This is a genomic window from Nocardia cyriacigeorgica GUH-2 (assembly GCF_000284035.1).
GTDB classification, from domain to species: Bacteria; Actinomycetota; Actinomycetes; order Mycobacteriales; family Mycobacteriaceae; genus Nocardia; species Nocardia cyriacigeorgica_B.
This window is the reverse complement of record NC_016887.1, coordinates 809,777-822,799: the sequence shown is the minus strand read 5'-3', so window position 1 is coordinate 822,799 and position 13,023 is coordinate 809,777. Positions and strand designations below refer to the sequence as shown.

The window sequence follows — 13,023 nt, the reverse complement described above, 5'->3', positions numbered from 1 at the left end:
GGTTCATCGTTGCCACGACGAACTACCGGGGCCGATTATCCCCCGCCCGCGCAAGCAGCGGGCGGGCACGGGCAGGACCGGTCAGCGGGGCGGTCCGAGCAGGGCGGCCAGGCGCGGGCCGATCACCTCCAGTGCCGCGGGTGCGGTCATCTGATCATGGTTCACCGGAACCGGGTGGTCGACCACCGGACCGGAGACGTACCGCTGCCAATCCGCAGCTCGCGGCGCGCCCGTGAGCTGGCGCGGATGCGGCACGGCGGCGCTGAAGTACTCGACGGTGCCGTCGAAGACGCCGGGCCGGTAGCCGGAGATCAACTCCGCCGAGCGGACCGCGCCACGATAGACCCGCCGCAGCCGCTCGGGGGTGAGGGCGAGCAGTTCGGCCGGGATCATCGCGTGCAGTGTGGCCAACGCCTCGTCGGACAGGTCGGCGACATCATCGCCGTCGCCGAGCACGTCGGCGCCGAGCCCGAGTTCGGCCAGCGCCTCGCGCACCGCGGCCCGGAAGCCGGCCACATCGGGGTCGGGGTGGCTGTCCAGCATGGCCAGCAGACTCACCTGTTCGCCCTGGGCCTGGAGTTCGGTGGCGATGGCATGGGCCAGCACGCCACCCAGCGACCAGCCGAGCAGGCGGTACGGGCCGTGCGGCTGGACGGTGCGGAGCTCGGTGAGGTACCGCTGCGCGAGTTCGGCCAGCGTCTCGGGCAGCTCGCCTTCGCCGGACAACGCGGGCGACTGCAAGCCGTACAGCGGCACGTCGTCCGGCACATGTGCGGCCAGCCCGGCATAGGCCCAGGCCAGGCCGTACATCGGGTGCACACAGAACAGCGGTTCGGCAGTGCCCGCGGGGCGCAGGGGTAGCAGCACGTCGAGGGCGGCGCCGGGGTCGAGTTCCGGCGCGGGTGCCGTCAGCCGGGCGGCCAGGCCCGCGACGGTGGCATCGCTGAACAGCCACTGCACCGCCACCGGTACGCCGGTAACCGCGCGCAACCGCGCGACCGCGCGGGTGGCCAGCAGCGAATTGCCGCCGAGGGAGAAGAAATCGTCGTCGAGGCCGACCCGGGTGGCGCCGAGCAGGTCGGCGAAGACCTCCGCCACCGTCTGTTCCAGCTCGGTTTCGGGTGCCCGGAAGGCGGTGCCGCCGGTGAACTCCGGTGCGGGCAGTGCCCGGCGGTCGAGCTTGCCGTTCGGGGTGAGCGGCAGGGCGTCGAGCACCACGAAGGCGTCCGGAACCATATAGCCGGTGAGGAATTCGCCGACCTGGACGCGCAGCTGGGCGGGGTCGAGGGTGGCGTCCGCGGCGGGGACGACGTAGCCGACGAGGCGGTCGCCGGTGACGGCGTCGGTGCGGACCGTGGCGACGGCATGGCCGACGCCGGGGCAGCGCAGCAGCGCGGCTTCGATCTCGCCGAGTTCGATCCGGAATCCGCGCAGCTGGACCTGCTGATCGCTACGGCCGGCGTACTCCAGCGAGGCAGGGTTGTCCCGCCAGCGGCCGACGTCACCGGTGCGGTACATCCGCGCACCCGGCGCACCGTACGGATCGGCAACGAACCGGGTGGCGGTCAGGCCCGGACGGCCGAGGTACCCGCGGGTGAGCTGGGCACCGGAGACGTGGATCTCGCCCGGCACGCCGACCGGCGCGGGGTGCAGCCGGTCGTCGAGCACGCGGGCGTCGAGTCCGGGGAGGGCACGTCCGATCAGGCCCGCGCGGTCGGCGGTCTGCTCGTCCAGCGACAGCAACGACACGTGCACCGTGGTCTCGGTGATGCCGTACATGTTCACCAGGCGCGGCGCGTCCAGCGGATGCCGCTCGTACCAGCGGGCCAGGCGGCGCGAATCCAGCGCCTCACCGCCGAAGATCACGTAGCGCAGGGCCAGTTCGCCGTCGGCGTCGCGGTCGGCCTCGACCAGTTGATAGAACGCCGAGGGGGTCTGGTTCAGCACCGTCACCTGTTCGCGAATCAGCAACTCGCGCAACTGTTCCGGCGAGCGCGAGGTGAGGTAGTCGACCACCACCACGCTGCCGCCGTGGGTGAGCGCGCACCACAGTTCCCACACCGAGAAGTCGAAGGCGTAGGAGTGGAACAGCGTCCACACATCGCCCGGGCCGAACCCGAACTGCGGCTGGGTATTGGCGAACAGCTCCACCACATTGCGGTGGGTGACGCCGACGCCCTTGGGCACGCCGGTGGAACCGGAGGTGTAGATGACGTAGGCGAGATTGTCCGGCCGCAAGGGTGCGAGCCTTTCGGCGTCATCGATGCCGGCGGCCGAGTATCCGGTGGTGTCCTCGAGCAGCACCACCGCGCGCTCCCCCACCGGGACGCGCTCGCGTTCGCCGGCGGTGGTGAGCACGCAGACCGGGGCGGCATCGTCGAGCATGAACTCGAGCCGCTGCGCCGGATAGGTGGAATCGATGGGCAGGTAGGCCGCGCCCGTGGCCAGCACACCGAGCAGCGCGACCGGCAGGTCCTCGGTGCGCTCGACAGCCACCGCGACCAGGGATTCCGGGCCCGCACCACGCGCGATGAGGGCGCGGGCGACCTGGTTGGCGCGGCGCTGGAGTTCGGCGAAGGTCAGCGATTCGGCACCAGCGCGGATGGCGACGGCGCCGGGGCGCCGCCAGGCCTGCTCGGCGATCAGCGCGGGCAGCGTGGTGCCGGGCACCCAGGCGCCCGGAGCGTTCCAGGCGTGCAGCACGCGGTCGCGTTCGCCCGGGGCGAGCAGGTCGATATCGCCGATGACGGTGCTCGCGTCGGCGGCGACAGCGGCCAGGATGCGCTGGAACCGATCGGCGAACGAGCGCACCGTCGCCGCGTCGAACAGGTCGGTGGCGTAGGTGAACACCGCGCTCATACCCGCCGCGTCGGGCTGTTCGGCAATGGTGACCTGGAGGTCGAACTTGGCGAGCGCCACGTCGAGATCCACCGGCGCCACGGTGAGCCCGGGCAGGGTGAACTCGGTGCGGCCGAGGTTCTGGAAGGTCAGCATCACCTGGAACAGCGGATGCCGGGCGGTAGAACGCGCCGGTTCCAGCAGCTCGACCAGCCGCTCGAACGGGACGTCGGCGTGGCCGAAGGCCGCCACATCGGTGCCACGGACCTCACCCAGGAGGGCGTCGAAGCCGGCGGCGGAATCGACCTCGGTGCGCAATACGAGGGTGTTGACGAACATGCCGATCAGCTCGTCCAGTTCGGCCTCACCGCGACCGGCGACCGGCGTACCGACGGCGATATCGGTGGTGCCGGACAACCGCGCCAGCAAGACCGCGAGCGCGGCGTGCACGACCATGAACAGCGTCGCATTGTGTTCGGCGGCAACGCGTTCCAGCGCGGCGTGCAGGTCGGCGGGCAGATCGATGGCGAAGGTCTCACCGCGGTAGGAGACGGTGGCCGGACGGGGACGGTCCGCGGGCAGCGGCAGTTCCTCCGGTAGACCGGCCAGTGCGCCGCGCCAGTATTCGGTCTGGGTGGCGACGAGGCTGTCCGGATCGGCTTCGTCGCCGAGGATCTCGCGCTGCCACAGGCTGTAGTCGGCGTACTGCACCGGCAGCGGTGTCCAGTGCGGTGCGCTGCCGCCGCTGCGGGCCGCGTAGGCCAGCATCAGGTCGCGGGTGAGCGGGCCCAGCGACCAGCCGTCGGCGCTGATGTGATGGGCGACGAAGACCAGCACATGGTCGGCCGGGGTGATGCGCAGCAGTGCGGTGCGGAACGGGAGTTCGCGCGTCACATCGAAACCGGCAGCGACTACCGCGCGCACCGAATCGGCCACCTCGGACTCGGCGACCGTGCGCACGGCGAGGTCGACGGGGGCCGCGCTGGCGATGGACTGGATCGGGCCGTCCTCGGTCTGCGGGTAGGTGGTGCGCAGGATTTCATGACGCGCCACCAGATCGGTGATCGCCTGCGCCAAGGCTTCTGCATCCAGCTCGCCGGTCAACCGGATCGCGGCGGGAATGTTGTAGACCGCCGAGGAGGTGTCGAACTGGTTGAGGAACCACATGCGCTGCTGCGCCAAGGACAGCGGGATGTGGTCGGGGCGCGGCATCGGCGTGAGCGCGCGGCGACCGGAACCGGCGTGCTGCGCCAGGTTCGCGGCGAGCCCGGCGACGGTGGACGCTTCGAACAACGCGCGCACCGGGATTCGCGCGTCCAGCACGGCACCCAACCGCGCCGCCACCTGGGTGGCCAGCAGCGAGTTGCCGCCGAGGGCGAAGAAATCGTCATCGGCGCCGACCTGTTCGGCGCGCAGGACCTCGGCGAACACGCCCGCCACGGCCTCTTCGACGGGCGTCGACGGCGCGCGGAACTCGCGCGCCTCGAACTCCGGCTCCGGCAAGGCCTTCCGGTCGAGCTTGCCGTTGATGGTGAGCGGCAGGGCGTCGAGTACGACGAAGGCGGACGGGACCATGTAGGACGGCAGGGCTTGCGACAGGGCGGATTTCACGGCTGACACGTCCACGGCGGTCAGCGAGGACCCGGCTGCGTGCCGGGAGCGGGCACCGGCAGCCCGCGATCCGGATGTCTGCGGTGCGCCGGAAACCTCGTCCTCGGCCCGATGGCGCGGACGGTCGCTCGTCAGTCCGCGCGCACGGTGGGTTGCCGCGCCCAGGGTGTGGTCGTGAACATCCTGCGCCTGCGGAAGTGCGGCGTGGCGCGAGTGGCGGCTCGCCGGCTCGCCCCGCGTTCGGCCGGTGTCGTCGAGCAGGTCCGGGCGTGTCGCGGGCAAGCCGGAGTGGCTCGGTTGCCGGTCGCCGGGCGCGGTGTCAGCTGTGCCGCGTGCCTGCTCGTCGGCCGCTGCGTCCGCGCTGGCGTTGTCCGTCGCGTCGGCCGAGTCGGGGACCAGGTAGGCGACCAAGCGATCGCCGGTGTGCTCGTCGGAATTCGCGACGACCGCGGCCTGGGCGACGCCCGGCAGCTGGAGCAGCGCCGCTTCGATCTCGCCGAGTTCGATGCGGAAGCCGCGGATCTTCACCTGGAAGTCGGTGCGGCCCCGGTATTCCAGCTCGCCGGCGGTGGTCCAGGCGGCGAGGTCGCCGGTGCGGTACATGCGGGCGCCTGGTTCGAAGGGGTTGGCGACGAAACGTTCCGCGGTCAGGTCCGGGCGGGCGACGTAGGCGCGCGCGAGCTGGGCGCCCGCGAGGTACAGCTCGCCGGTGACGCCGGGCGCGACCGGACGCAGCCGGGCGTCCAGGACGTAGACGCGGCTGTTCCATTCGGGCGCACCGATCGGCACCGAGGACTGGTCGGCCCCGGTGACGCGGTGCGCGGTGATGGACACCGCCGCCTCCGTCGGGCCGTAGAGGTTGAACAGTTCTATGCCCGGGCGCTCATGGAGCACCCGCTGCGCCAGGGCGGCCGGCAGGGCCTCACCGATGGCGAGCACGCGGCGCAGCGGCGCGGGCAGGCCGGCGGTCACCAGGGCGTCGAGCATCGACGGCACCACATGGAGGGTGCTCACCCGCTGATCGGCCATCAGGTCCGCCAGGTATGCCGGGTCGCGGTGACCGTCGGGGGCCGCGATGACGAGGCGGCCCGCGCAGGCGGCTGCGGACCAGAACTCCCAGACCGACAGGTCGAAGGTCGCCGCGGTCTTGAGCAGCACGGCATCCTCGGGAGTGAGACCGAATTCCGCGGTCTTCCACCGTAATTGATTCACGATCGCGCGGTGCGCGACGGCCACACCTTTCGGACGGCCGGTCGAGCCGGACGTGAAGATCACGTACGCGGTGTGCTCGGGGCGCAGCGGTGCGAGCCGGTCGTCATCGGTGATCGGCGCGGCGCTCTGCGCCTCGAGGTCCAGCTCGTCCAGCGAAATGACCGGCGCGGCGGCGGAATCGAACCCGGCGGCGGCGTTCGTCAGCACGCACACCGGTTCGGCCGTCGCCAGAATGTAGCCGGTCCGCTCGGCAGGCTGGTCCGGATCGACCGGCACATACGCACCACCGGCGCGGGTCACGGCATACATCGCGACGACGAGATCGACCGACCGCCGCAACGCCAACGCCACCCGCGCCTCCGGGCCGACGCCCTGGGCGATGAGGTGGCGGGCCAGCCGGTTCACGCGCTCGTCCAGCTCGCGGTAGGTCAGGGTCGTGATGCCGGGGATAGATGATCCGGCGGCGATGGAGATGGGTGCAGCCTGCGTGTCCGCGACGATCGCCACCCGATCCGGCTCGGCAGCGACCGCAGCATCCAGGATCGCCGCGAGGGTCGTGGCGTCGGGCAGCGGGTGCTCGGTGGCGTTCCATCCCTGCGTGACCTGCTCGCGTTCAGCAGGGTCGAGCAGTTCGATGTCCCCGACGGTCGCATCCGGTTGCGCGACAACAGCGGTGAGCACGCGACCGAGCCGGTCGGCGAAAGCACGCACCGTGGATTCGTCGAACAGGTCGGTGGCGTAGGTGAAGAAGCCGCCGATGCCGGTGGGGGTGCCGGATTCGTCGTAGGCGTCGCCGACGATCAGGTGCAGGTCGAACTGGGAGACGTCGAGGTCGGCGTCCACGCCGCTCACCGCGAGGCCGGGCAGTTCGAGCTGCGCGCGGGCCACGTTCTGGAACGACAGGCCCACCTGGAACAGCGGATGGTGGGCGGTGGAGCGCGGCGGGTTGAGCACCTCGACCAGACGCTCGAACGGGATGTCGGCGTGGGCGAAGGCTTGCAGGTCGATGTCGCGCTGCCGGGTCAGCAGGTCGGCGAAGGATTCACCGCCGTCGATCCGGGTGCGGAACACCACGGTGTTGACGAACATGCCGATCAGATCGTCGAGTTCACGCTCACCACGCCCCGCCACCGGTGTGCCGATGGCGATATCCCCGGACGACGACAGCCGCGAGAGCAGCACCGCGAACGCCGTGTGCACCACCATGAACAACGTCGCGTTGTGCTCGCGAGCCAACGCCACCAGCCCGGCATGAGTCTCGGCGTCGATCGCGACCGGCACCTTGCCGCCGGCCATCGACGCGACCGCCGGACGCGGCCGGTCAGCGGGCAGCTCGAGCACATCGGGCAGCCCGGCCAGTTGCTCGCGCCAGAATGCGATCTGCTGCGCGGCAACGGATTCCGCATCGTCCTCGTCCCCGAGAACCTCGCGCTGCCACAGCGCGTAATCCGCGTACTGGACCGGCAACGGCTCCCACTCCGGCGCCACACCCGCCGCGCGCGCGGCGTAGGCGATCATGACGTCGCGCACGAGCGGTGCCATCGAGGAGGCGTCACCCGCGATGTGGTGCACAACGACGGCGAGCACGTACGTGCCGTGCTCATCACCGGTCAACCGGCCAGCGCCCGGCACACCGCCGAGGCCCGACTCGCCGCCGGTCACCCCGCACGCAGCCGTATCGCCACCGGTCAACCGACCGTTGCCCAGTTCACCGCCACTGCGCCGGCCTGCGTCCTGATCATCGCCGGTCAACTGGCTGGTGGCCGAATAGCCACCAGTGCGCCAGCCGGTGCCCGAATCGCCTCCGGCCAACCCGCCGGCGCCCGAGTGCCCAACTCCGTCCGCAGACGCATCCGCGCCAAGGCCAACGGCCCCTTCGGCGACCGCCTGGTCCCCTCGGCCCGCATCCCGCACCCGCAACAACACCGCCCGCAGCGGCACCTCGCCGGTCACATCGAACGGCGTCGAGGCCAGCGCGTACACCGCGCCCGGGACGTCCGCCTCGGCTACGGTGCGCACACTCAGTCCGGACGCACCGTCATCCGGCGGCAAGATCACCTGCACCGGCCCGTCCGGCGTCTCCGGGTACACCGTCCGCAACACCTCGTGCCGGGCCACCACATCGGCCAGCGCCGCATCCAATGCGTCTACATCGAGGGCGCCGGTCAACCGCAGCGCGAAGGGCAGGTTGTAGGCCGACGAGCCGACGGCGGCGTCCTGGTCGAAGCGGTTCAGGAACCACATGCGACGTTGCGCCAGCGACAACGGCAGCTGGTCGGGGCGTTCGATGCTGCCCAGTTCGACGGTGCGGCGGCCGTGGGTCTGCGATTCCACCGCCGCGGCGAGGGCGCCCACGGTGGGCGTCTCGAACAGCGTCCGCACCGGCACTCGCACGCCGAGGGCGGCGCCGAGCCGAGAGACGGCCTGGGTGACGATCAGCGAATTGCCGCCGAGCTCGAAGAAATCGTCGTCGACGCCGACGCGGCCCACTCCGAGTACGTCGGCGAACACACCGGCGACGATCTCCTCCACCGGCGTGGCCGCCGCACGGAAGGAGCGGGATTCGAACTCGGGTTCCGGCAGCGCTTTCCGATCCAGCTTGCCGCTCGGATTCAGCGGGAACTCATCCAAGGCGACGATGGTCGCGGGCACCATGTAGGCGGGCAGGCTCTCCGCGATCGCGGCGCGCAACTCCTGCTGCTCGATCCGCATCCCCGGCGACGCCACCGCATACGCGACCAGTTGATCGCCCAGCGCGGTCGGCATCACCAGCGCGACGGCCTGGCTCACCGACGGCTGTGCCAGCAACGCGGTCTCAATCTCACCCAACTCGATGCGCTGACCGCGGAACTTCACCTGGAAATCGGTGCGGCCCAGATAATCCAGCACCGCATCGTCACCACGACCGCGCCACACCACCAGATCGCCGGTGCGGTACATGCGTTCACCGGTACCGAACGGATTGGCCACGAAACGATCAGCGGTCAGATCGGGCCGACGCACGTACCCACGTGCCAGCTGATCACCGGCCAGATACAGCTCACCGGCCACTCCCGGCGGTACCGGCCGCAACCGCGAATCCAGCACGTATACGCGGGTATTCCACTGCGGCAGCCCGATCGGCACCGACCGCTGCTCGTCACCGTCGGTCTGCCAGTAGGTCACCGACACCGCGGCCTCGGTCGGGCCGTACAGGTTGTGCACGGACGCGTCGCATATCGCGTGCACGGCCGCGACGGTTTCCGGCGGCAGCGCCTCACCGATGACGAACAGCTCACGCAGCGTCGGCACCGAACCGGGCCGGGTGTGCGCGGCGAACACCGTCAGCATCGACGGCACGAAGTCGGTGACCGTCACACCCTGCGCCGCAATTGTTTCCGCGACATACGCCGGGTCGCGATGCCCGTCCGGTGTGGCGATGACGAGCTTGGCCCCGGTGCGCAGCGGCATGAAGAAACCCCACAGCGACACATCGAAGGTCGTCGCGGTCTTCTGCAGGTACACATCGTCGGGCCGCAGCGGATACGCGGTGAGCATCCACTCGATCTGATTGTTGATGGCGGCATGGGTGACCGCCACACCCTTCGGCCGCCCGGTGGAACCGGAGGTGAAGATGACATAGGCCGGATGCTGCGGACGCACCGGGCGCAGCAGCTCGGCGGGCCGGATCGGCGTCGCGGCGTAGCGCTCCAGATCGAGGGCGTCGATGCGCAGCACGGGCAGCCCGGCGGGCACCTCGACCGCATCGCGGGTGGTCGTCACGACCGCGACCGGTTGCGCGGTATCCAGGATGTACGCGATCCGCTCGGCCGGATGATCCGGATCCAGCGGCACATACGCACCACCGGCGGCCACGATGGCGTACATGCCGACCACCAGGTCCAGCGAACGCCGCACCGCCAGACCCACCAGCGATTCCGCACCCACACCCTGCGCGATCAGCAACCGCGCCAGCCGGTTGACCCGCTCGTCGAACTCGCGGTAGGTCAGCTCCTGCCCCTCGTACACCAGCGCCACCGCGTCGGCGTGCGCGGCGACCGCGTGCCGGTAACCGTCCAGCAGCAGTTCCGGAGTGAGTAGGTGGCGGGTGTCGTTCCACTCGTGCAGGATTCGATCCCGCTCGACCGTCGACAGCAGGTCGATATCGCCCACCGGACGCTGCGCATCGGCGGCCACCGAGCGCAGCGTGCGACGCAGCCGCGCCGCGAACTCGGCCACCGTCGCCTCATCGAACAGGTCGGTGGCGTAGGTGAACTGGGCCGACATCGATCCATCGGCGACGGGCGTGATGGTGAGCTGCAAGTCGAATTTGGCTACCGCGCCATCGAATTCGACGGCCTGGACCGACAGCCCGGGCAATTCCAGCGCGGGCGGCGTCATGTTCTGGAAGAACAACGCCACCTGGAACAACGGGTGGTGCGCCTGCGAACGCACCGGGTCGAGCGCGTCCACCAGCCGTTCGAACGGCAGCTCGGTATGCGCGAAGGCCGCGAGGTCGGTCTCCTTCACCGCATCCAGCAGTTCGGTGAAGCTCACCTGCGGGTCGATCTCGGTGCGCAACACCAGCGTGTTGACGAACATGCCGATCAGCCCGTCGAGTTCGCGTTCACCGCGGCCGGCCACCGGCGTGCCGATGGTGATGTCGGCGGACCCCGACAGCCGCGCGAGCAGCGCGGCGAAGGCGGCGTGCACCACCATGAACAGCGACGCGCCGGAATCCTGAGCGATGCCATCGAGCCGGGCGGTGGTCTCGGCGTCCACGGCGAAGCTCAGGGCGGCACCGCGACCGGACGAGCGGGTCGGGCGCGGACGGTCGGCCGGCAGGTCGATCCGGTCCGGAATACCGGCGAGTGCCTGCCGCCAGAACGTCAACTGGCGGGCGGCCAGTGAGCCGGGATCGTCCTCGTCACCGAGCAGGTCGCGCTGCCACAGCGTGTAGTCGGCGTACTGCACCGGCAGCGGCTTCCACTCCGGCGCCGCACCGGCGATTCGTGCCAGATACGCCGTCATCAGGTCGGTGGCCAGCGGCGCCATCGAGGTGCCGTCGGCGGCGATGTGGTGCACCACCACGGCCAGCACGTGCTCGTCGCGGCCGAGTTCGGCGACCGCGATGCGCAATGGCACCTGCGCCGCCACATCGAAGCCGGCCAGCGCGCGTTCGCCCAGCCACTGCGGCAGCCGTTCCGGCGTCATCGGCTCGGCGGTCAGCTCGGGCAGCACCTGCTCGACGGGCAGGATCACCTGGTGGCCGGCGCCATCACTGGCCGGGTACACCGTGCGCAGGCTCTCGTGCCGGTCCAGCACATCGGCGATGGCCGCGTGCAGCGCGGCGAGGTCGAGCGCACCGGTGAGCCGCAACGCGAACGGGATGTTGTTCGCCGCGGACGCGGTATCGAACTGGTTGAGGAACCACATCCGCTGCTGGGCAGGCGAGAGCGGAATACGCTCCGGGCGCGGCATCGGTGCGAGCGCGCGCCGCCCACCCGAACCGCTCTCGGCTTCCAGCCGCTCGGCCAGGGCCGCGACGGTCGGGGCTTCGAAGATCACCCGTGCCGCGATCCTGGCGTCGACGGCGGCGCCCAGCCGCGCGGCGACCTGGGTGGCGATCAGCGAGTTGCCACCCAGCTCGAAGAAATCGTCATCGGCGCCGATCGCCGCCTCGGTGCCGAGCAGTTCGGCGAACACCTCGGCGACCAGCTGTTCGGCCCACCCGGACGGCTCACGGAAGGCCGTGGTCTGCAAGCGCGGCGTCGGCAGGGCGCGCCGGTCCAGCTTGCCCACCGGGGTCAAGGGGATCTCGTCGAGCACCGTGATCGAGGTCGGCACCATATGCGCGGGCAGACTGTTGCTCGCGAAGGCCAGGAGCGCGTCGGTGTCGACCTCCGCGCCGTCGGCCGGGTGGACGTAGGCAACGAGAATCGTTGCGCCGGTATCGAGCCGATGCCCGACCGTCACCGCGAAATCGACGGAATCATGGCGGCCGAGCACCGCATCGATCTCACCGAGTTCGATCCGGAACCCGCGGATCTTGACTTGGAAGTCATTGCGGCCCAGGTATTCCAGATCGCCATCGGCGGTCCAGCGCACCAGGTCGCCGGTGCGGTAGAGCCGGGAGCCGTTGTCGGCGAACGGGTTCGCGACGAAACGCTGCGCCGTCAAGCCGGGCCGCTCGTGATAACCGCGAGCCAGTTGCGCGCCGGTGATGTACAGCTCGCCCGCGACGCCGGTCGGTACCGGCGTCAGGCGTTCGTCGAGGACGTATTCGGTGACCGCCCGGATGGGCCCGCCGATGGTGACGGTGTCCTCGGGGCTCAGCGGCGCGCTGATATTGGTCATGATGGTGGTCTCGGTCGGGCCGTAACCGTTGAAGAATTCCCTGGTACCGCCCGCGACCGGGCGCACCCAGCGCCGCACCAGATCCGGCGGGCAGGCCTCACCACCGGCCACCACCACCCGCAGCTCGTCCAGCCCCGCCGGATCCCCCGACGCCAGCGCGGCCGGAGTGATGAACGCGTGCGTCACGCCCTCGCGGCGCAGCAGATTCGCCAGCTCGTCGCCGCCGTAGACGGTGGGCGCGGCCACCACCATCGTCCCCGCGCCGCCGAGGGCGAGCAGCAGCTCGAGCACCGAGGCGTCGAACGACGGTGAGGCGAAATGCAGGGTGCGCGAATCCGGCGTCAGCCGATAACGTTCGCGCTGCTCATCGCAGAAACTCGACAGCCCGGCCTGGGTCACCACCACGCCCTTGGGCAGACCGGTCGAACCGGAGGTGTAGATGACGTAGGCCGGATGTTCGGCGCGCAGTTGCCGCACCCGGTCGGCGAAGGTGATCGGCTCGGCCGAGTACCGCTCGCGCTCGCGGGCGCCGGCCTCGTCATCGATGACGAGCCAATCGACCTGTCCCGGCAGGGTTTCCGCCGCGGCGGCAACGGTCAGGCCGAGCACCACACCCGAGTCCTTGACCATGTGCTGGACGCGGTCGGCGGGATAGTTCGGGTCGATCGGCACGAAACCCGCACCCGATTTGGCCACCGCCCAGACCGCCACCACCGATTCGATGGAGCGCGGGATGCCGACGGCGACCAGATCCTCCGGCCCGACGCCGCGTTCGATCAGCACCCGCGCCAGCCGGGTCGACCTGGCGTCCAGTTCGGCGTAATCGAGCTGCCCGCGGGTTGCCAGCGCGTCGGCGAAGATGACGGCGCGACCACCCGGGTTCGCCTCGACAGCGGCTGCCATCAGTTGCGGAAGCGTGGTCACCCTCGGCCGCCGGGTACGGGTCGGCCGTACACGAGCGGGTCGGGTCATCGGCGATTTCCCCTATGGCATCCGCGGAGTCCCCCGACTGCGCCAATCATGAAA

General features: G+C 70.5%; 1 protein-coding gene. It reads right to left on the bottom strand.

Going from position 1 to position 13,023, the window contains the following annotated elements:
• Positions 1-81 precede the first annotated feature (81 nt).
• Positions 82-12,921: a non-ribosomal peptide synthetase gene (locus NOCYR_RS30250; RefSeq protein WP_014349039.1), complete on the bottom strand. Its 12,840-nt coding sequence runs from the start codon at positions 12,919-12,921 to the stop codon at positions 82-84.
• Positions 12,922-13,023: the final 102 nt, after the last annotated feature.